Annotated in this window: 15 protein-coding genes; 5 read left to right on the top strand and 10 right to left on the bottom strand. The window is 62.2% G+C overall.

Annotation, left to right across the window (positions count from 1 at the left end):
* Nucleotides 1-68: 68 nt before the first annotated feature.
* From PH586_RS11735 to PH586_RS11710, 6 genes are all read right to left on the bottom strand, one after another.
* Nucleotides 69-1316: a heme biosynthesis HemY N-terminal domain-containing protein gene (locus PH586_RS11735; RefSeq protein WP_271347934.1), complete on the bottom strand. Its 1248-nt coding sequence runs from the start codon at nt 1314-1316 to the stop codon at nt 69-71.
* Nucleotides 1313-2461: a uroporphyrinogen-III C-methyltransferase gene (locus PH586_RS11730; protein ID WP_271347933.1), complete on the bottom strand. Its 1149-nt coding sequence runs from the start codon at nt 2459-2461 to the stop codon at nt 1313-1315. Before PH586_RS11730 ends, PH586_RS11735 begins: the two co-directional genes overlap by 4 nt.
* A gap of 16 nt (nt 2462-2477) precedes the next feature.
* Nucleotides 2478-3251, bottom strand: a complete 774-nt coding sequence (locus tag PH586_RS11725) for a uroporphyrinogen-III synthase (protein WP_271347932.1) — start codon at nt 3249-3251, stop codon at nt 2478-2480.
* Nucleotides 3248-4186 (bottom strand): hydroxymethylbilane synthase, encoded by a 939-nt coding sequence (gene hemC / locus PH586_RS11720; protein ID WP_271347931.1) that lies wholly within the window; start codon nt 4184-4186, stop codon nt 3248-3250. The genes PH586_RS11725 and hemC overlap by 4 nt, the downstream gene beginning before the upstream one ends.
* Nucleotides 4187-4300: 114 nt before the next feature.
* The gene (locus PH586_RS11715) at nt 4301-5047 is read right to left on the bottom strand and encodes a LytR/AlgR family response regulator transcription factor (RefSeq protein WP_271347930.1); all 747 of its coding nucleotides are present in this window, start codon (nt 5045-5047) and stop codon (nt 4301-4303) included.
* The gene (locus tag PH586_RS11710; RefSeq protein ID WP_271347929.1) at nt 5044-6126 is read right to left on the bottom strand and encodes a sensor histidine kinase; all 1083 of its coding nucleotides are present in this window, start codon (nt 6124-6126) and stop codon (nt 5044-5046) included. The genes PH586_RS11715 and PH586_RS11710 overlap by 4 nt, the downstream gene beginning before the upstream one ends.
* Nucleotides 6127-6379: 253 nt before the next feature.
* On the opposite strand from PH586_RS11710, the gene argH reads away from it, so the two are divergent.
* The 5 genes from argH (at nt 6380) to PH586_RS11685 (ending at nt 10391) form a co-directional block, all read left to right on the top strand.
* On the top strand, nt 6380-7774 hold the full coding sequence (gene argH / locus PH586_RS11705; RefSeq protein WP_271347928.1) for an argininosuccinate lyase: 1395 nt from the start codon (nt 6380-6382) through the stop codon (nt 7772-7774).
* Nucleotides 7775-8212: 438 nt separating this feature from the next.
* Nucleotides 8213-8884, top strand: coding sequence for a CsgG/HfaB family protein (locus tag PH586_RS11700; RefSeq protein WP_271347927.1), 672 nt, complete (start codon nt 8213-8215; stop codon nt 8882-8884).
* 18 nt (nt 8885-8902) lie between these two features.
* Complete coding sequence (locus tag PH586_RS11695) at nt 8903-9262, top strand: DUF4810 domain-containing protein (RefSeq protein ID WP_271347926.1); 360 nt, start codon at nt 8903-8905, stop codon at nt 9260-9262.
* 6 nt (nt 9263-9268) lie between these two features.
* Nucleotides 9269-9916: a DUF799 domain-containing protein gene (locus tag PH586_RS11690; protein ID WP_271347925.1), complete on the top strand. Its 648-nt coding sequence runs from the start codon at nt 9269-9271 to the stop codon at nt 9914-9916.
* A 259-nt stretch (nt 9917-10175) separates the two neighbouring features.
* The gene (locus PH586_RS11685; protein ID WP_271347924.1) at nt 10176-10391 is read left to right on the top strand and encodes a hypothetical protein; all 216 of its coding nucleotides are present in this window, start codon (nt 10176-10178) and stop codon (nt 10389-10391) included.
* Between the two features lie 71 nt (nt 10392-10462).
* Here the strand turns inward: PH586_RS11685 and PH586_RS11680 are convergent, their stop codons facing one another.
* The 4 genes from PH586_RS11680 to PH586_RS11665 all read right to left on the bottom strand — a co-directional run bounded on the left by PH586_RS11680 (nt 10463) and on the right by PH586_RS11665 (nt 22002).
* Nucleotides 10463-10762, bottom strand: a complete 300-nt coding sequence (locus tag PH586_RS11680) for a hypothetical protein (RefSeq protein WP_271347923.1) — start codon at nt 10760-10762, stop codon at nt 10463-10465.
* Between the two features lie 22 nt (nt 10763-10784).
* Nucleotides 10785-11090, bottom strand: a complete 306-nt coding sequence (locus tag PH586_RS11675; RefSeq protein ID WP_271347922.1) for a hypothetical protein — start codon at nt 11088-11090, stop codon at nt 10785-10787.
* A gap of 161 nt (nt 11091-11251) precedes the next feature.
* The gene (locus tag PH586_RS11670) at nt 11252-11650 is read right to left on the bottom strand and encodes a hypothetical protein (protein WP_271347921.1); all 399 of its coding nucleotides are present in this window, start codon (nt 11648-11650) and stop codon (nt 11252-11254) included.
* A gap of 8 nt (nt 11651-11658) precedes the next feature.
* Complete coding sequence (locus PH586_RS11665; RefSeq protein ID WP_271347920.1) at nt 11659-22002, bottom strand: two-partner secretion domain-containing protein; 10344 nt, start codon at nt 22000-22002, stop codon at nt 11659-11661.
* Between the last annotated feature and the right edge of the window lie 4 nt (nt 22003-22006).

The following is a 22006-nucleotide window of genomic DNA, read 5'->3' as shown; positions in this document are numbered from 1 at the left end:
AATGGATCGACACAACATCAGCGACCGCGAGGCGTCCCTGCCCCCCAAACTACCAAGCAAAACGCCGATCAGCTGACGGCCGGGGCAGGCAACGGCAGGCTGTTCAGACGCTGATCGAGTAGCCCCAGCCCTTCCTGAAACAAACGATTGCTCTGCTCGGTCTCTCCCAACCGGGCCAGCAGGCGCGCCAACTCCGCACAGGTTTCCGGGTGGCGCTGAAACACCAGGCTCGTCTCGAAATATTCTTTGGCCTTGCCCCACAGCTGACACTGCAAACACAGCCGACCCAACGTCAGCAACAAACCCGCATCATTCGGATGCTGCTTCAACCAGCCCTCGGCAGCGTGCAGCTGGCGCGCCGGGTCGCGCCCTCGCAGCAATCCATAGAGCCGTGCCAGGCGACCGTCGTAGCTGCGCTTGAGCGCCGCATGCAGCAATTCTTCAGCGTCAGGTTCTGCGCCCAGCCCACGCAAGCGCTCGGCATACACCGCCAGCAATTCCGGCTCCTGGCGGTGCGCCGACGACAGTTGCTGCCAGGCTTGCGCCAGCGCCGCCAACGCATCCTGCCCAGCGTCTTCGTCAATCCGGCCGGCATCCGCCAGCCGACCACACCAGGCCTGCCGCTCCAGCTCGACCAACCGCGCATCAGCAAGAACCTTGCCCTTGCGCAAGTCTGGTAGCAAGCCGAGCAACGCCGACCAATCGCCGCGCTGCACATACAGCTGCTGCAGCTGACGCAGGACCAGCTGGTGGTGGGGGTGCCGCTCGTTCATCACCTGCAAGGTCTCCAGCGCCGCATCGAGCTGACCGCGCGCCACCTGCAACTCGGCATGGGTCAGGCCGATGGCCAGCTCGGCCTGCGGCTGGCGGGTGAGCGCCTGCTCCAGCAACTGATCACTGTCTTCCAGCTGCCCCAGCTGATGCGCGGCACGAGCGGCCCCCAGGTAATAGGCCAGGGGTTGCTCCTCGCCTTCGGCGACCCGGCGCAAATGGCGCAAGGCCGACGCCCAGCGACCTTCAGCCAGATCGAGAAAACCCTGCTCGCGGGCCAGGCGCACGCGGCGACGGCCATGCAGACGTGACCAGGGATTGACCAGCCCACCCGAAGTGACCACCAGACGCAGCACCAGACGCAGCAGGTGCAGTGTCAGCCAGACCACCGCGATCAACGCGAGGAATGCCCACAAGCTCGACTCGTAGCGAAAGCCCTGGTAGGCGAACAACACGTAGCCCTTGTGCTCGGCGACAGCCAGGGCGAGCAATGCCAGCCCCGCAGCGACCGCCAGCACGACGAGCAGCAGATAGACGCGCTTCATGGGCGAGCCTCCTCCACGGTCGGCAGCGCTGCTGCCGGTGCATCACGCTCCAGCCGCTCCCGGGCCGACTGCTTGTGCTGGATATAGGCCTGCACCGCGTTGAGCGTATCACTCAGGTCTGGCGCGGCCACCTCGATCGGTTGATCGAGCAACTCCGCAATGCGGGCACGCAAGGCACGGCTACTGGGATTCTGCAGATCGAAATGCGCATCCAGCACCTCGCGCGCCTGCACCAGCGACTGCCGATATACCGGGGTCTGGCCATGCAATGCCGCCCATTGCGCCTGCTCCAAGGCCAGGCTAAGAGCCAGGCGCACCTGCGTCAGACTCTGCCCGGCGAGTAGCGGTCGAATATTCTGGTCGGCGCTGAAGTCAATGCGGAAATACTGCGAGAGAGTCTCCAGCCACTGCGCCCACCAACTGCTGCCATCACCCTCGGCGGCCAGATCACTGAGCACCCCGCCGGAACTGACGAAGGTCGGGTTCAGCGCATGCAGCTGCGCCGCCTGCTCACGCAAGGCCGCCAGCTGGAGGAACAACCCGGTGCGATCGGGATTGACGGTTGCGCGCAATGCCTCGAGGCTCTTGGCCAGCTGCTCGCGCGCGGCGAAAGCGGCGGGGTCGTCCTGGCCGCGGAGAATCTCGTCGGCGCCCTGCACCAAGGCTTCGGCACTGTCGATATCCTGCAGGGCCGACAGGCGCAGACTGGCAAGGCGCAACAAGTGCTCGGCCTCGGCCAGACGCCATTCCTGGCGGCTGGCGCCGAGGACCGTCTCCAGGCGCTGATTGAGCAGCTGCTGATCACCTTGCAACTGCGCGACCAGGCGACGGCGAGCGTCCAGTTCATCGACCCCGGGCAGTTGCTGCAGACGAGCATCCAGAGCCTGGGTGCGCTGGGCCAAGGCTTCGGTCTGGCTGCGCGCCTCCTGCAGTTGGCCGAGCTGCTGCTGCTCGCGCATCTCCAGACTGCGCAACTGCCACAGGCTCCAGCCAGCCGCAGCCACGCCCGCCGCGCCCAGCAACAGCGCCAGCACGACCAAGCCGTTACCGCGCGACGCGGGTTTTGCCGGTGGGGTTGGCGGTGCAGCAGCGGGCGCCTCCGCTACCGGCGGTTCTTGCTCTTTCGGGGTAGTCGCTTCGCTCACGTATCCATCCTTTGCATCAGAGATCGGGGGCAGGTTGCACCTGCAACGCCGCCAGCAACGCCGCGGCACTCGCGCCACGACAGTCCACAATTCGTTCGGCGCCAGCAGCCCGCGCCTGCTCAGCCACACGCGGGCTGGGTACAAACAAGGGTAGCCGAGCCAGCGATGGCCAGTGCTCGCCTGCCAGCGCACGCAAATGGCTAAAGCCTTGCCCACTGCTGACCACCAGGCCATTCAAGCATTCCGCCTGCACCCGCTCGACAAGTGCCGCTGGCGGATATTGTGCTGACAGTCGACGGTACAGTGACAGATAGTCGACCTGCACACCTTGGTCGCGCAAGCGCTCGGCCAGCAGCTCCCGCCCCCCCTCGCCGCGCAAAATCAGCACCCGCGGCGCGCCTGCCGCAGCCAGCGCCTGCTGCAACTGCGGCAGCGCCAGCAACGCCTCGCTGTCATCGCCCTGTTCCGGGTAATGCACCGTCAGCCCGTAATTGTCGAGGATCTCGGCGGTGGCCGCGCCGACACTGAACCAGGGCTGTTCGGTCGGCGGTTGCGGCCGGTACCGGTCGAGCAACGCCAGTGCAAGCCGTGCGGCCGGTTTGCTCACCGCGATCACCGCGCAGTAGCGATCGAGCTCGAGGATGGTCGCGCGCTGCTCCGACGTCTCGGCCAGGGCCTCGATCACCAGTAACGGCAGGCTGCTGCTGTAGACCCCCTGTTCGGCCAGGGTCGCGGCCAGGGCCGCGCACTCCTCGACCGGACGGGTCAGCAGCACGCGCCAGTTGCTCACTCGGAATCGGCTCCAGCGTAGACGGCTTGCAGGATGTCCGCTGCGCCCTGCGCCAGCAGCGCCTCGGCAACTTGCACACCGAGTTGCTCGGCCTGTGCCGCCGGCGCACGGCTGGCCGCCCGCAGCAGCACGCCGCCATCGGGCTGCCCGACCAGGCCGCGCAGCCACAATTGCTCGCCTTCGAGCACCGCATAGCAGGCGATCGGCACCTGGCAGCCACCATTGAGCCGCTTGTTCAGTGCTCGCTCGGCGGTGACGCGCATAGCCGTGTCGCGATGGTTCAGCGCTGCCAACAAGGCATGGATCTCGGCATCGGCGCTGCGGCATTCGATCCCGACCGCCCCCTGACCGCCCGCTGGCAGGCTGTCTTCGACACTGATGGCGCTACGAATGCGCGCGGCGAAGCCCAGGCGAATCAGGCCGGCGGCCGCGAGAATGATGGCGTCGTACTCGCCCGCATCCAGCTTGGCCAGGCGAGTATTGACGTTGCCGCGCAGAAACCGGATCTGCAGGTCGGGCCGGCGGGCCAGCAACTGCGCCTGGCGCCGCAAGCTGGAGGTACCGACCACACTGCCGGCGGGCAGGGCATCCAGGCTGTCGAAACTGTTGGAGACGAAGGCGTCGCGCGGATCCTCGCGCTCGCAGATGCAGAACAGGCCCAGGCCTTCAGGGAAGTCCATGGGCACATCCTTCATCGAGTGCACGGCGATGTCGGCCTCATGCTCGAGCAGGGCGGTTTCCAGTTCCTTGACGAACAGGCCCTTGCCGCCGATTTTCGCCAGCGGCGCATCGAGCAGCTTGTCGCCGCGGCTGACCATTGGCACCAGGCTGACGCTCAGACCCGGGTGAGCCAGCTCCAGGCGAGCCTTGACATGTTCGGCCTGCCACAGGGCCAGGGCGCTTTTACGGGTGGCGATACGGATTTCGCGGGGCATGGGCAATTCCAGAAAACGGACTGCCAGGAATAATAACAGGGGCCGCACAGTGGGTGTGGGCGGCGTGGGGATGGGCAGCCTGCGCCGCAACTTCTCATGCCCAGCCAACCCCCGCTACAAGTTGTTCATCAGCTTGCGCACCCCGGCCACATGCCGGCGACTGACGATCAGCGCGTCGCCATTGAGGCCTTTGAGAAATAGCTGGAAATGCCCGAGCGGCGTGCGTTGCAGGCGTTCGATGCGATCACGGGCAACCAGGGCGTTGCGATGGATGCGCACGAAACGATCGCCAAACTCGTCTTCCAGTGCCTTGAGTGGCTCGTCCAGCAACACCTCGCCGCCGGCATGGCGCAGGGTCACGTATTTATGGTCGGCGATGAAGAAGATCACCTCATCCAGCGGAATCAACTCGATGCCCTTGCGCGTGCGCGCACTGATATGGCTGCGCGGGCCGACGCCACTCTCCGCAGCGGGACGCGTCAGGGCGGCGAGTTGCACCCGGTTTGGCCGCTCGGCCTTTTTCAGCGCCTCACTGAGGTGCTCGGCGCGCACCGGTTTGACCAGATAGCCCACCGCACTGACCTTGAACGCCTCCAGGGCGAATTCGTCATGGGCCGTGCAGAAAATCACCGCTGGCGGCGCTTCGCGCTCGCAAAGCTTGGCGGCAACCTGCAAGCCATCCAGGCCCGGCATGCGGATATCCAGCAACACGACATCCGGCTTCAGGCTGTCGATCAGGGTCAGGGCCTCTTCGCCATTGCTCGCAGACGGTTCGAGGACACGGTAGCCATCGAGCTCGCCGACCATACGGCTGAGGCGCTCACGGGCCAGGGGTTCATCATCGACGATCAGGACATTCATAGGACACGGGCTTCCTGCGTGAGTCTCGCACAAGGATAGCGTAGACAGGTGAAGTGGCGGCCGTCACGGCGCTCCACGCTGAGACTGGCCCGCGGCCCGAAAAGTGCCGCAAGACGCGCATCGATATTACCCAGCGCCTGGCGTGTCCCACGCGAGGGCAGCTGCTCGTGTTGTTCCTCATAAGGGTTGCTGACGCATAACTGGAATACCCCATCGGTATAGCTCGCCTCGACACGCACCAAGCCACCCTCGATGCGTGGCTGGATCCCATAGATCAAGGCGTTCTCCAGCAAAGGTTGCAGCGTCAGCTGCGGAATCGGCAAATCGTTCGGCACGTCGACCACCTCCCATTGCAACTGTAGTCGCTCGCCAAGGCGATAGTGCTCAATCGACAGATATCGCTTGGCCAGTTCCACCTCTTCACTCCAGGGCACCAGGCTGCCGGGGTTGGCCAGGCTGGCGCGAAACAGGTCGGATAGATCCAGCACGGCCTGCTCGGCCTTGTGCGGATCGATCACCACCAGACTGGCGATACTGTTCAAGCTGTTGAACAGAAAGTGCGGCCGAATCCGCGCCTGCAACGACTCGATGCGCGCGCGCAGCTCCGCCTGTTCCTGCCTTCGCCATTGGCTCTGCAGATAGAAATAGCGTAGCAGCAGCGCAGACATGATCATGCTGATCAAGGCGTGGCGCAGGTAAAGCTTGACCTCGCCAGCATGCGGCAGCGGTCCGCCCAGGTTGTAATAATCGGCCACCGCGGTGCAGGCGAGCGTCAGCCCGACCACGATCAGGCAGCACAGCACGCCGGCCAGCGCCGCACGCCAGCGCGCCAGCAAGGGACGCAGCCGACACAGCAGCGCCGCCGAGAGCAACAGGATCCACTGCACGAACAGCGAGGTCAGCGCCAGGCGCACCCAGTCGAAGCCCGGCAACATCGGCTCGGCCAGCACCAGCACCAGCACCAGCAACTCGGCCAGCAGGACCATGCTCAGCAGTGCTTCCGGCTCGCACAGCTCCGGGACGAAGAAGTCGTCGATGGACGCTGGCGGTTTATTATTGTTCAACCATTGAGTATGCATCGGCGCAGTTTCCCCGTGGCCCGGCCGGGCGGCAAGCGAGCCAGCTGCAGTCGGGCAAAATAAACCGCGTAAATATGGCCTGGCTCGGCAAACTGTGAGCCAGGCAACACTGCCCATACTGTCGTGGCGCACAACGGCCGACAAACCGACCCGGCGATTTTGCCCGCCAGCCTGCTATTATCGGCGGACTTTTCCGTCATGCCGGCCGCCACCTGCGGCCCGCCTGTTTTAGCGCATTAGCCGAGCGAAGCCCATGAGCACTGAAAAAACCAATCAATCCTGGGGCGGCCGCTTCAGCGAGCCCGTCGACGCCTTCGTCGCCCGTTTCACCGCCTCCGTCGAATTCGACAAGCGTCTGTATCGCCACGACATCATGGGCTCCATCGCCCATGCGACCATGCTGGCCAAGGTCGGCGTGCTGACGGATGCCGAGCGCGACAGCATCATCGACGGCCTGACCCAGATCCAGATCGAGATCGAAGCCGGCCAGTTCGATTGGCGCGTCGACCTGGAAGACGTGCACATGAACATCGAAGCGCGCCTCACCGACCGCATCGGCGTGACCGGCAAGAAGCTGCACACCGGGCGCAGCCGTAACGACCAGGTGGCCACCGACATCCGCCTGTGGCTGCGCGACGAGATCGATCTGATCCTCGGCGAAATCACCCGTCTGCAGCAGGGCCTGCTGGAACAAGCCGAGCGCGAAGCGGCGACCATCATGCCCGGCTTCACCCACCTGCAAACCGCCCAGCCGGTGACCTTCGGCCACCATCTGCTGGCCTGGTTCGAGATGCTCAGCCGCGATTACGAGCGCCTGGTCGATTGCCGCAAGCGCACTAACCGCATGCCGCTCGGCAGCGCCGCGCTGGCCGGCACCACCTACCCGATCGACCGTGAAGTCACCGCCCGGCTGCTCGGCTTCGACGCCATCGGCGGCAACTCGCTGGACGGTGTGTCGGATCGCGATTTCGCCATCGAATTTTGCGCCGCTGCCTCCATCGCCATGATGCACCTGTCGCGCTTCTCCGAAGAGTTGGTGCTGTGGACGTCCGCACAATTCCAGTTCATCGACCTGCCGGACCGCTTCTGCACCGGCAGCTCGATCATGCCGCAAAAGAAAAACCCCGACGTCCCCGAGCTGGTGCGCGGCAAGACCGGTCGGGTATTCGGCGCGCTGATGGGCCTGTTGACCCTGATGAAGGGCCAGCCGCTGGCCTACAACAAGGACAATCAGGAAGACAAGGAACCGCTGTTCGACGCCGCCGACACCTTGCGTGACAGCCTGCGTGCCTTCGCCGACATGATCCCGGCGATCAGACCCAAGCACGCGATCATGCGTGAAGCGGCCCTGCGCGGCTTCTCCACCGCCACCGACCTGGCCGACTACCTGGTGCGCAAGGGCCTGCCGTTCCGCGACTGCCACGAGATCGTCGGCCACGCGGTGAAATACGGCGTCGACAACAGCAAGGATCTGGCCGAGATGAGCCTGGACGAACTGCGCCAGTTCTGCGATCAGATCGAACAGGATGTGTTCGCCGTACTGACCCTGGAAGGCTCGGTGAATGCCCGCGACCACATCGGCGGCACCGCACCGAAGCAGGTCCGGGCGGCGGTCAACCGTGGCCAGGCGTTGTTGGCCTGCCGCTGAGTCGTGCTGGCGGGGCAGCACGCCTGGCCCGCCCATCGCGCACCCGAAGTACCATTCCACTCCGCCCCTTTAGTTAACGGAGTGCCTACCAGGCAGGTGACTCACGTCACAACTGGCACGTGTGCACGGTGAATGGCAACTGGCCACCTGCCTCTGGTTTTTGTAGACTTCTCCAGCCAAAACGCTAGGTACTCGGTCGCGCTGCGCGCCATACAGCCGCAGCAGCCGGACCTTGCTCGCACTCGGATGTACTCGGCCGCCACCTACCTGGACGGCGGGCCGACAAAGGACGCAATGGTCATGGATGCACCAACCATTTTCATTTCAACACGCCCCACCCTTCTCTACTCGATGCCAGCGCGCGCGCAAGGGACTGCTCGGTAGCGTCACTCAGCCCGCTACACCCACCGCAAAAAACCATCCAGCGAGAACACTCACATGAGAACAACGCTACTTGCCGTCAGCCTGATTGGCCTGATTGGTCTGTTGAACGGCTGCGCAACCGAACAATCGCGCACCCTCGAAGTCGCCAAAGTAACCTCGGCCCAAAGCGTTTATCACGGCCCGCGCAACCCGATTGCCGTGGGCAAGTTCGACAACCGCTCCAGCTACATGCGCGGCCTATTCTCCGATGGAGTCGATCGTCTCGGCGGCCAAGCCAAGACCATCCTGATTACCCACCTGCAGCAGTCCAACCGCTTCAGCGTGCTGGATCGCGACAACCTCGCAGAAATTCAACAGGAAAGTGTGATCTCGAAGAAGAGCCAGCAACTGCGCGGCGCCGATTTCGTGGTGACCGGCGATGTCACCGAGTTCGGCCGCAAGGAAATCGGCGACCACCAACTGTTCGGCATCCTCGGTCGCGCCAAATCGCAAGTTGCCTATGCCAAGGTCAACCTGAACATCGTCAACGTGCAGACCTCCGAAGTGGTTTTCTCGGTCCAAGGCGCCGGCGAGTTCAGCCTGTCGAACCGCGAAATCATCGGCTTCGGCGGCACCGCCAGTTACGACTCCACGCTCAACGGCAAAGTGCTCGATCTGGCCATCCGTGAAGCAGTCAACAACCTGGTTGACGGTGTCGACACGGGCACCTGGCGCCCGGCGCAATAACTCAAGGAAGACACCCCGATGACTATCGAGATGAAGAAGTACGGCGTACTGCTCGCGCTGGCCTCCGCCACACTCCTGGGTGGCTGCGTCAGCCAACCCAAGCCGCTCTACCACTGGGCCGGCTACCAGGAGCAGGTCTACGAACACTTCAAGCATGAGAGCGGCCCGCAGCAGCAGATAGCCGCCCTGGAAGCCAGCCTGCAGGAAGCCCGCGCCCACGACGCCACCCCGCCCCCCGGCTTTCATGCCCACCTCGGCATGCTCTACGCCGAAATCGGCAAAGCGGACCAGGTTCGCCAGCAGTTCGAAACCGAGAAAACCCTATTCCCCGAGTCCGCTGTCTACATGGACTTCCTGCTGCGTAACGCCGGGAGATAAGCAATCATGACTTGCCACATCCCCTTCAAAGCGCTGGCCCTGCTGCTCCTGAGTGGCCTGATCACCGGCTGCGCTACCCCCACGCCCTACGACTACACCGCATTCAAACAGAGCAAGCCAGCTTCCATCGTGGTGCTACCGCCGATCAACAAATCGCCGGACATCAAAGCCAGCTACAGCCTGCTCTCACACGTGACCCTACCCCTCGCCGAAGCGGGCTACTACGTCTTGCCGGTGGCGCTGGTGGACGAAACGTTCAAGCAGAACGGCTTGATGAATGCCGACGAGATGCACATGGCCCCACCGGCCAAATTGCACGAAATCTTCGGCGCAGATGCGGCCCTCTACATCGAAGTCACCCAATATGGCAGCAGTTATAAGGTGATCAGCAGCGAAGTCGTGGTGGCCGCCAATGCCAAACTCATCGACCTGCGCAACGGTCAACTGCTTTGGGAAGGCCGCGCCCTGGCCAGCACCGCCGAAAATCAGAACAACAGCGGCGGCGGTCTGATTGGCCTGCTGGTCACCGCGGCAGTCAACCAGATCATCAACACCCTCAGTGACCGGGGCCATGAAGTCGCCGGCATCGCCAGCCAACGGCTGCTGACGGCCAACAAGCCCAACGGCATCCTCCACGGCCCACGCGCACCATAAACCCAGCTGGCCGCGCAGTAACAAACTGCCCCAGCAACACGCACAAGACCGGCGGCATGCCGGTCTAGTCTCTATGGATCAACGATCAATGGGGTCAGTGTCATTGATTATTAGCGTCCCGATACTGATCCTTGGTCGCCGACCCCTTTAGCCCCTAACCGCGGCAGCTGTTCCGTCGCCGTTGAGCCGCGCACCACTGGCAGAACACAGCGCCATGCTGGACTACACTCGACCCCTTACCGACAGCGTGGAGCTCCCTATGGACGGCACCAGCAAAATCCTGCTTTTCTTCCTCGCTGCCGGCGTGCTCCTGGCGATCTACTTCGGCATCGGCATGCGCCTGCACGAAGATCCGATCTTCAAGATCAGCTACGACGAGATGGCTGGCATCATCCCGCTCGTCGGGATGATAGCTGCGGCCATTCTCGCTGGCGTCTGCGCCCTGCTACTGGGCTATCGCATGCTGCGCCGCTAGCAGGCCGTGGAAAACCAGCTGCGTAGGCTCGGGCTTCCTGCCGCGCTTGGCCAAGGTGCTTCGACGGCCCGCTAGACCCAGGCGAACGATTTGCGCAAAAAATCCAGTGCATTGCCGGACACGCATTCGCCGTGGGCGAGAATGATGTTCTCCGGCTCCCAGGCCAGCAGCGTCGCCAGCGAGCGTCTGGCCTCCGACCTGCCGAAGATAAAGCTCAAGCGCCAGTCGATCGGGGTTTTGCCGTTGGGTGCGAGTATCCCGGTCAGGCGGGCGAGCCGCACCACGGTCATCCGGGTGGTATAGGGCATGCCGTAGAACTGCACGGCGGGGCCATCCAGGGTCCAGATCTCATCGCCCACTTGATTCAGCATCTGCATTCCCGCGTCTGCACCTTTAGTTGCTGCTCACGCCCGCACCCAGCGCCGGGCAGCGGCTGAATTCACCTGTTAAATTGTGCACAGCAGCGACTGCGCTGAGTACGAGGCAGCTGGCCGGCAGCATCGGCATGCTCCAGCTGGACGGATCGAGGTCCTGTTCGGCGACGGTGTAATGCATGCGTCGGCAGAACAAGCGTAGCGCGCGTTCGATCAGCATGATGGCCAGGTCTTCATCGGGACAACGAGAGTGGCATTCGGCGCTGACACCATGAGGAATAAAGCCGTAGGCGCTGCTCGGCCAGGCGATAAAACGCTCCGGCATGAATTTCTCACCTTGCAGCCAAGTTACCAGATCGCGACTGGTGCCGCGTAAAATAGGGGACACCCATTATTTAAACGAAAAAGGGGACAAACGAAAAAGGGGACACCCATTAGCCGGTCTCAAGTCAAGGCTAATGGGTGTCCCCTTTTTCCACAGTACCGTCATGAGGGCCGTATTTCATTGACAAGATTCATAATCAACTGCCGATCAGAGTCGTTTTTCGCAGCTTTGTTAAGAACAGGGATCAAGTAATACAGCAGCAAGCTTGCGTCAGAAGCATTCATTGGCAAGCGTTCCCGAACACAATCCAGAAAAGTCTTTACAGACATAAATGAAGCAAACGCCTCATATCCTCCCGCGCCAGAGAAAGGCAGTTTTATAAAGTAGTGCTGAGCCAGTCGCTTCTGATCGGATCGTTTCCAAGACCGATGGGGGATCAATAACAGAGCCTCGCCATAATCTATGGAGTCTACCGGATATCTGTTTATCAACCATTCAGCAGCCTGCTTAGATTCCATTTTTGCAAGCTGTGCACATAGTATTTTTTGCCTTTCATTCATAACCTGGCCTACCTCGGATTAAATAAGCCCTGCGGCAACCCAGCATTATTACTTAAAGTTGCAGACGGCTGATAATGCCCAGAATTATTAGTCCATTGAGTTATTGTTCCTCGGCTTGGACCATCATTATTCCCAAAGCGTATAGAGCCCGCATATTTAACTTCTCCACCACCACTTAGCCCAAGGTGGGTCGAAAAGTCTTGATTCACATTTGGCCTGGCAACTCGAACACTGCCATCCGGCATAGTTACAAAATCATATGAACCTGACGGTGTTATTCTCTTCCCGGTTGAGGTTTGCAGCCAGTAGCGACCGGATTCATCCTGTACAAGCGTTCTTACCGGCCGCTGTGCAATAGCAACATCATTAGGGCGCAGGTTAACCAACGTGCCCCGCTCAGTTAGATTCGGAACTGAGCCCCCTTTTACACCAGATGCACTTCCCGGTTTAACCCCACCAACTCCACTCGCAATAAGCTGGGCACCCGCTGCTAAGACTCCAGCCCCCTCGCCCCCCTGCTGCACAACATTACTATTGGTGACTATGTCCTGCGCAGTCTGGTTGCTGCCGGGAACCAACCAGCCTATCACGCTGGCAGTGTCACCATCGCCACTCCTTCGGAGTTGATCCGCCAAAGCCTGGATTTTTGGAGCATCCGCTTGCAACTGGGTTGAGATGTTATTGCATGCGCTGAGATCACTCTGACAAATTGATGGTAGCTCTTGGATGCGCTGTTCACTCAGCTCGGCATACCGCTCCCTTATCTCGTCCTTGCAAGCTTGGTTCGAAGAGCATTTTTTCTGCTCTTCAAGCATTTCAACTACCTCATGATGAAGCAGATAGTTGAAAGTCGTAGCATTAGCCGCAATATCCGCCCCCTGCTGCAAATCGCCATCCACCAGCCCCGCCGCCGTCAACCCGACCAGTTGCGAAGCCATCAGCAGCAGGTTCTCGTTCCCGTCAACCAAGGTATTGAGCTGATTGACCAGCGCCTCGTTGGCCCCCGCCGCCGCCGCGCCGGTGGCGAAGTCGCCACCGGCCGCTTCGCTCAGAAGGCCACCGACCAACGCATGCAAGGCGATTTTCTGCGGGCTGCCATCCGCCCATACGTCCTTGGTGTAATCCCCTACCGCATTAAAGGCCAGGGCGCCTGCCACGTTCTGCGCCTGGCTGACCAATGCACCGTTCAGGTTATCGCTAAAGCTTCCGCCCTGAATGGCCGTACCTACACCCGCCTGCACAGTGGCATTGGTGGCTGAGTAGCCGGCGAACTTGGCCGCACCGCCAACAGTGCCCAGTTCAAACCCTTTGCTGGCAGTTTGGGCAGCCTCGGTACTAACACCCCAGGCGCTGTTCACGACGCCGGCAGTGATGCCAGCGCTGATGCCAGCAACGGCATAACCCTTAATGCTTTCAGCTGAATGGGTGTCCTTGATGACCGCCAGCGGGTTGCCCTTGTTGTTGATGGTGCTGATTGCAGTTTGAGCAACCGACGCATGGAAGGCGCCCTGCGCGACTGCTCCCACCACAGTGCCCACCGTACCGCCGCCAACTGCACCACCTGCGGCTGCAGCAATAGCTGTACCCGCACCCGCCGTAATCACCGCCAACACAATCGCAATAATGATCGCCGCCCCACCGCCCAGCCCCGAGTGCTCGTACTTAAAGCTCTCGTGTATCTCCTTGACCCGTCGCCAATCCACATCACCACGCAGTTCGGCTTCCTTCAGCCAAGCCAGCTGCGGGTCGGCTTTGACCATGGCATCGATGGTCTGGGTGACGCTTTGCTTATTGACCTGCTTGATGTCGATCTTCAGGCCTTCGACGGCCTTGATCACCACCTCGCCTTGAGCGAGCAACACGCTCTGACGCAGGGTTTCGTCGGTATTGCCTTTGCCTTTGGCGGAAGTCCAGACGAAGCTGTTCTTGCTCTTCTCGTGGCTCTCCTGCTCCAGGTCCTTGACCCCTTCGAAGGTGATGCTGCCGCCACTGGCCAGAGTCAGATCTTCGCCACTTTCCAAACGCGCACGCTGATAGGTCTGATCCCCTCCGCTCAGTAGCGTTAGATCGCCGCCAGTGGTGATTTCGCTGCCGACATTGGTGATCTTGGTGATTTCATCCCGCTGGGTTTTCTTGCTGCCCCAGGAGCCTTTCTTCTTCATGTCATAGAGGCTGTAGTCCAGATCCTCTGCGGCCAGCAAAGCCATCTGCTCACCCGCCACCAGATAGGCTTCGCCCCCTGCGGTGACCCGACTGGCGGACAGCACCATGTTGTTGTTGGCACTGAGCATGACATCGCCGTTGGCGCTGACTTCCGTGGCCTGCTGGTGAACATGGTCTTCCTGGCGGGTGACCTTTTTGCTGCCGCGTTTGGTCTTGGAGTAGAAGTGCTCCTCGTTGGCCGCCGAAGCCAGGGTCATATCGCGGCCAGCACCCACGGTAATGTCGTTGTAGGCATCGATGCGGCCGTCAATGGCCGTGAAGTCGCGGCTGGCGATGATCTCGACATCGCGTCCGGAGCTGACCTCTGCGGCATACTGGGTGGTCCGGGAGTTGCGGTTTTTTCTACCGTACTCATCCAGCAAACGCTCTTGCGCCGAGGCGATGATCACATCACGCCCGGCATCGATGTCGATATCCCCACCGCTGTCGAGAACACCGCCGATATTGGCCACGTCGCGTCCAGCGCTGAAGCTCAGGCTATTGGCCGCCTCGATACGCGCGGCGCTATCGGCGATGTCCTGGATGTAGTGCCGGCTGCGGGCAGCGCCCTCATGCTGAGTAACGGAACGTTCGTTGAGCACATCGCCGGTCAGCGCGGTAAAGCTGAGATCGCGCCCTCTGATTATTCCGCCTTGATCGTTACGGATACTGTCGGCTGCCAGCATATCCAGACGGTTACCCGCATCGATCAAGCCACCGTTATTGATGCTGCCACCGGCCACGGCGCTGAAGTTATTGCTGGCGCGCAGGGTGCCGATGCTATTTAGGTCGCCACCGGTGATCAGGGAAAGGTTCTCGCCCTGGATCAGCGCGCCGTTAGGCCCCAGACGGTTGTTGGCCTGAGCCAGATAGAGCACCGGCACCAGCACCTTCTCGCCGTTCACTTCGAACTCTTCCAGCCAAACGATATCGTGGGTCAGTGCGGCCACTTGCTCGGCGCTGAGGGTCACGCCGAGGGACAGGTTCAGTGCCTGCTTGCTGGCGATGGCGTTGTCCATCAGGTAGCGGAACATCGCTTCGTCGCTGGTCAAGCCGGCGAGGAAGCGTTGGCCGGTGCGGGCCACGACGGCCTCGCGGATCAGGCGCTGCTCGTAGAGGCCGTCGCCCAGGCGCTTCTGGGTGTTATCCGGGGTGTAGCCGAGGTTGCCGAGCATATAGTCGGAACCGAGGAACTGCTTGAGGTTGGTCAGCTCCGGGTTGGTTTCGATCAGGTACTTGTGGCTGGTGCTAGGGACACTGCTGCTGGGCAGGCTCTGCACACCGTCCAGCGATAGGGACGCGGTATCTGAAGCCCCGCTACCGCTACTGGTGCCCTGTCCGGCCTGCAGGCTCCAGGTACTGCCAGCGGATGCCACCGGCCCCAGGGACTCCTGGGCCGCGTCTACCGTCACTGCACTTGCGCTCAGGCCATTGTCGCCTGTCGCGCCCTGTGCAGCGGCTGCCACGCCGCTTGTCGCGCCCTGTTCACTAAGACGGAACAGGCCGTTTTCGCCTTGCGGCAAGCTAAAGCCAGGCAAGGTCAGAGGATTGACTTGCTGCTGTTGCAAGTCAGGTGGAAGTTGCAGATTGAGGTGCGCGACCGTGCTTTTACCCGTGCCGGCGGCGCTGGTATCAGCCATTAGATTGCTGCCAACACTATGCACGTAATCCTGCCGGATCGCGCTATTTTCCAGGTTCTGGGCCGCCTGAATGGACACATTGCCGCCTGCCTGGACAACGGCAGAACGAACCTCTCCCCCATTGGTGGCTATCTCGACATCACTGACTAATGCGTAGCGTTCCGCCAGGGCGCTCGGCAGCTGAAGCAAATTGTTCGGGTCGTATTGGGAAGCAGGAAGATTGTTGCCATACGCGTGCGGAATTGACACGAGCTTGTCTGTAACCGAGTCGAACAGGTGCGTTACATAGACTTCGACCTCACTCCCCCTTCTCTCAAGGACGAGCCGCGCAATCGCCAACCGGATATCGCCTCTGTCATCTACATAATAAACGTTGGGATAATCTGGGTTATTACGCTGATTATAGGGATCTACGTAATCGTAAATAAAACGCTCGACAGTACCATCGGTGACCCTGCCGGTGTGGTAGATACGGGTTCTTTCAATAGTGCCACCAATTGCGCCGATATTACTGAAATTAGCGGCCTGCACCGTGATGTTCCCAGCCGCGGAAATCGTGCTCTGGCGATTGAACAGATCACCACCGACAAAGTCGAAATTTCCGCCCGACGAAATAAAGGCCGACGGCGAATCGTCCAGCACGCTGCCTTCATAAAATTCCTTGGCGACATAATCGACGGTGTAATGATCGCCGCTGCAGTCGTAACAACGCAGCGCAAGATAGCCAGAGATCAATTCACGACCGAGGGAATATACGTCAGTGCGGTTGTCCAGCGTTTGCGCATTTATCCGCATATCGCCTGCACTTTCCAACGTACCGGAAATATTCTCTACAGTGCCGGCTTGGGCCAACTGATCATTCTTGGCAATGCTCAGCGCCCCCAGGCTATAAACATCCGCATATTTATTGGTGAAGTTATCCACCCACAGCGTCATGTCAGCGCCGCTAAAAATCAGCCCGCTCTGGTTAAGCAATGTCGGCGCAACGATGCGCAGGTTTTCCGCACTGCCGAGGGTGCCGTAGTTGTTCAGGGTATTGGCGGTAACCGTGAGATCCCCCGCCGAGGTGAGTTTGCCGAGGTTGCTGAGCAGGCCAGTGGCGCTGACGTTGGTCAGGCCGCCCCCGGCGATACGCGCACTGTTGCCAAGGCTGATGCTGGCCGCGTGCAGGCTCAGGTCGCCAAGGCTGGTGACCTGGCCACTGCCGCTGTAGGCGCCGCTCAGGTCGAGGTCGAGGATGCCGTCGCTGGCCAGCAGGCCGTTATTGATCCAGGTTCCGCCCGTGCCGGTCAGGGACGTGCCGGCCAGCAGTTGGCCACTGGCGGTCTGGGTGAAGGCGCCGATGTTCAGTTCCAGTTTGCCGGCTTGCAGCACACCGCTATTGGTCCAGTTGTCGGCAGTCAGGGTGAACAGGCCGTTGGTGCTGAGATCGCCGCCGGCGCCAATTACCTGGGCCGCGCTCAGGCCAAAATCGCCGGTGCCGACATGCTGGATGCTGCCGCCGCTGCTTTGCAGGCTGGCGACGCTCATGTCCAGGTTGGCGTTGGCGGTTTCGAGGGTGCCGTTGCGGTTGTCCAGGCTGTCGGCGATAAGGCTGGTATCGCCGCTGGCGCCCAGTGCGCGCAGGCTGCCGTATTGGTTGTCGATGCTGGCGGCGGCAAGGCTCAGGGTACTGCCACTTTCCAGAATGCCGTAGCCATTGTTCAGCGCACCGGAAAGACTGAAGTCGATGATTTCAGCGGCAACCTTGCCGCCCTGGCCTGCTTGCGCACCCTGGTTGTTGAAGTCGCCGGCAATCACCTTCAACAGTTGATGGGCATAGAGGCCGCCACCCTGGTTGTTGAAGGTGGCGGTGCCGATATCGATATTGGTATCGCCGGTCAGCGCAGAGATGTGACCGGCCTGGTTGTCGACGCCCTCGGCGTCGATTTCCAGGGATTGCGCCTGGGTGGTGCCGGCGTCGTTGTCGAACAGACCGGCGCTGAGCAGTTTCAACCATCCGCTGACGCTGCTGAGCAGGCCGCTGCTGTTGTCCACGGCGCTGGACTTTTGCAGGTCGAGGTTGCCTTCAAGGCTTTCGATACGACCGCTCTGGTTGTCCAGCTTACCGTCCAGGTTTAGCGTCAGGTCTTGCTGGCTGCTTAACGCTCCGCCGTTGTTGTTCAAGCTTTGCGCCTGAATATCGAGGGTGCCCAACTCGCTGTGAATCAAGCCATCGGCGCTGTTGGTCAGCGTGCCGCTACCCAGCGTGATACCGAGGGCGTTGCGCGCGGCCAGGGTGCCGCCATTGCCGTTGTTCAGGCTGCTGCCGGTGATGTGCAGCAGGTTCTGGCTGATCAGGCTGCCGCCCTGGTTATCGATGCCTGCGGCCTTGAGCATCAGGGGGCCGGCGCTGGCCAGCTTGGCGCCTTGGGTGTTGGTCAGGTCGCCGGTCAGCGTCAGGCTCAAAGCCGCACTGCTGGAGAGCTGACCGGCGCTGTTGTCGAGGCTGGCGGCGGTGACGCTGGCAGCTTTCTCGCTGCCGATCTGGCCGCTGCGGTTGTCCACCTCGCCGGCCGCCACGGTCAGCACGCCCAGGGTATCGATCAGGCCGCCATCGTGGTTGTCCAGCTTGTCGGTCAGGGTCAGTTCGAGGTCGCCCTCGCTGGAGAGAATGCCTTTATCGCTGTTGTCCAGGCTGGCGGCATCGACCGTCAATTTGCCCTTGCTGACCAGGGCGCCTTCGCCGCTGTTGTCGAGCGCGCCGCTCAGTTCGATATCGAGCTCGCCATCACGGCTGGACAGGGTGCCGAGGGCACTGTTGTCCAGACTGCCGGCGTCCACCGTCAGGCCTTGCCAGCCGGAAATCAGGCCGCCTGCGGCGTTGCGCAATGCCCCTGCATCCAGGTCGATGGTCAGCGTGCCGCTGCTGATCAGCGCACCTTTGTCACCGTTGTCGATCTCGCTGGCGACCAGGCTGTAGCTCTGGCTGCTGGAGAGTTCGCCGCCACGGTTGTCCAGCTTGCGCAGGTTGGCGACGGTCAGCGGGCCATTGGCGAACAGCAATCCCTCGCGGTTGTCCAGGTCGCCGCCTTGAAGGTCCAGGCTGACGCCGGCTTCGCCGATCAGGCGGCCCTGGCGCTGGATCAGCTTTTTCACCGTCAGGCTGAGGGCTTGCTTGGCCGAGACTTCGCCGCCGATGGCAGTGAGGTCGCGGCTGGAGTCGAGGCTGTCGGCGGTCAGGGTCAGGCTGTCCGCACTGGTGATCAGGCCGCCATCGCGGTTGTCCACATCCGCCGCGGTGAGCGTGAGGGCCTGCTGGCTGCTGAGTAGGCCGCCGCGGTTGTCGAGGTCGGCGCTGGTGGCGTCGAGCGTGGTCTGGCTGGCGAGGCTGCCGCCGCGGTTATCCGCCGCACCGGTGGTCAATGTCAGGGCGCCGTCGCTGGCCAGCAGGCCCTGGTTCGAGTTGTCCAGCGAGGCGCTGGTGACGGTCAGCGCCTGGCCGGCAGAGATCAGGCCCTGGTCGTGGTTATCCAGCTTGCCGTCGAGGTCGATTTCGAGATCGCCGCTACTGGCCAGTACGCCGGCGCCGGAGTTGTCCAGGCTGGCGGCTGCAACGGTCAGTTTGGCGGCGGACAGAGCACCCTTGAGGTTGTTCAGCAGCGCCTGGGTGATCTGCAGCTCCAGCGCCTGGCCACTGATGACGCGGCCAGCGCTGTTGTTCAATTGGTCGGCCTTGAGCAGGAAGCTCTGCGCGCTGGAGATTTCGCCGCCGGCGCTGTTGTCGACCTCACCCAAATTCTTCAGCAGCAGCGCGCCGGGGCTGGCGACCAGGCCCTTGTCGTTGTTGTTCAGATCGCCGCCTTGCAGGTCGAGGGTCAGCGAGGTTTCGCTGATCAGCTCGCCGCCCGCATGCTGGTCCAGGCCGGTCGCGCTGACCTGCACGGCGCCCTTGCCGGCGATCAGCCCCTGCTCGTAGTTGTTGATCAGACCCGCAGTGACTGTCAGGCCGGCACCGCTGCTGATCAGACCCTCGTTCTGGTTATCCAGTTGACCGGTGCCGATGGTCAGCGCCTGCTGGGCGCTGATGATGCCGCTATTGCTGTTGTCCAGGCTGCTGTTGCTAATCGTCAGCTGGCCATCGCTGACCAGCTTGCCGCCCTGATTGTTCAGGGCCGCCTTATCGACGGTCAGCGCACCGGCGCTGGAAAGCAGACCGCCTGCGCTGTTATTCAAACTGGCCGCTTCGACCATCAGGCTGCCGCCGCTGAGCAGCGCGCCCTGGTCCTGGTTTTCCAGCGCGCCTGTCAGTTGCACGGCGAGCACTTTCTGACTGCTCAGGGTGCCGCCGGCGCTGTTATTCAGGCTGTCGCCGATCAGCAGCAGATTGTCGCGACCGGCGAGTACGCCCCTGGCGTTGTTCAGCAGGCGTTGCACCGTCAGTTCCAGGCCCTGGTCGCCGACGATCAGACCGGCGTCGCTGTTGTCCAGCAGCGCGGCCGGTTGCCCGGCAGCGGCCTGCACGCGAATGCTGGCCAGGGCCTGGGTGGAGATTTCCCCAGCGCTGTTGCGCAGGCTGCTGCTGGCGCGGATGTCCAACCCTTTGCCGGCGGCGATCAGGCCGCCCTGACGGTTGTCGATGCTGTCGGCGAGCAGCGTCAGTTTGCCCTCGCTGAGCAACTCGCCGGCCTGGGTAGCGGTAGCAACATCGCCCTGCTGGCTCAGCACGCCAACGCTCAGTTCAAGGTCGCCCTTGGCGGCCACTTGGCCGCGGTCGGCGTTGCGCAATTCGGCGGCGGCGACGGTCATTTTGCCGTCGGCGACCAGCGTGCCTTGGACGCGGTTGTCCAGCACAGCATCCACCTCGACGCTGACATCCGCCTTGCCGCTGACCAGGCCACCGCGGTTGTCGAGGCTCTTGCCGTCGATCGTCAACTGCTGCTCGGCGACAATCGCGCCGCCCTGGTTGTCCACGGCGGTATCGCTCAGCGTCAGACTGCCTTCACTTGAGAGCAGACCGCCTTGACGGTTATCCAGCTCGGCGGCGGTCACCTGCAAGCGGCTACCAGCGGCGATCAGGCCACCCTGGTTGTTCAGGTTCCGCGCTTCGAGGGCGGCGTCAGCCTGACTGGAGATTTCGCCGTCCTGGTTGTGCAGATCGGCTCCTGCGGTGACGTGCAGGTTTTTGGCGCTGGCGATCAGGCCGCCGCTGTTATCCAACTCGTCGACGCCAATCGTCAGGTTGCCCTGGGACAGGACGCGGCCGTCGACACCATTGTTCAGGCTGCCGGCAGTCAGGTTGGTATCGGTCTTGCCGCTGAGTGTGCCGGCGCGATTGTCCAGCTGCCCGTCGAAAACGGCGCTCAGTTCGCGGCTGGCGATCACGCTGCCGCTGTTGCGCAAATTCTCACCTTGCAGCGTGACATCGCCGATCAGGTTGCGACTGTTGTCGGCGTTCACACCGGCTTCGATCAGCCCCTGGTTGTCCAGTTGGCCACTCTTCAGCTCGATGCGCTCTCGCGCCGCCAGGCTTTGGTCCTGAGCCAGGCTCAGGCTTTGCTGCGCCTGCACATCGACATGACGCCCGGCATAGCTCTTGCCGGTTAGCTCGATACTCTCGCCCTTGAGCAGGATGTCGCGACTGGCCGCGGTCTGCGCCAGACTCAATTGGCCATTGGCGTCGATCTGGATATCGCCGGCGCTGGCGGCCATGTCGCCGGCCAGCTTGACGCCGACACCGGCCTCGGTGCCGACCAGACGAATCGCCCCGGCGTACATGCCGCCGAGGGCGGAGCTGTCGATGGCCAGTTGCGGCTTGGCGCTGCCGTCGGCGGCTTTGGCAGTGACGGTGAGGTCGTCGGCCTTGACCTGATTACGTCCGGTGATGACGTTGAGTTGCTTGGCGTAGAGCTCGGCGTTGAGCTTGGCGCTGCGGGTGATCAGGTCGAACTGGTCGACGTTGCTGGCGTTGAGGCCGGCGCCATCGATGGAGATTTGCCCGCCGTCGACGTCGAAACGATCCAGCCGGCCGTTCTCGACCATCGGTTTGCCGGTGGTCAGGGTGACCCGCGGGGTATTGATAAAGCCGCAGCCGTCGCAGCTGATGCCGTGAGGGTTGGCGACTATCACCGCGGCCGACTTGCCGGCCACCTCGGTGTAGCCTCTGAGCTGGCTGGCGTTGGCCCCGGTCACTTCGTTGAGGATCAGGCCGGCGGCCTGGCCGTTGAAATGCGGGTTGCCGAGAATGATGCCGCCGAGCTGGGTGCTCTGGGTGGCGGCGGTGGCGTTATTGAGGATCAGCCCCTGCTGACCGACGTTGTACTCGCCGAACCTGTTGTGCGACAGGCCGCTGCCGTTGGGTGTGGCGATATTGACGATGGGCACGCCGTTGCCGGCCTGGTCCAGGCTGGTGTTGCCGCCGAGCGTGGCATCGACCGTCAACTGCGCCGCGGTGGCGACCAGCGGGTTGAGAAAGAGCACACCGATCAGGACACAGGCGATGTTTTGAAACAGTGGTGTGCGAACGTCCATGTAG

It is taken from the genome of Pseudomonas aestuarii, assembly GCF_027988105.1.
GTDB lineage: Bacteria > Pseudomonadota > Gammaproteobacteria > Pseudomonadales > Pseudomonadaceae > Aquipseudomonas > Aquipseudomonas aestuarii.
The sequence above is the reverse complement of the archived record's forward strand: the minus strand, read 5'-3'. Positions and strand labels throughout refer to the sequence as shown.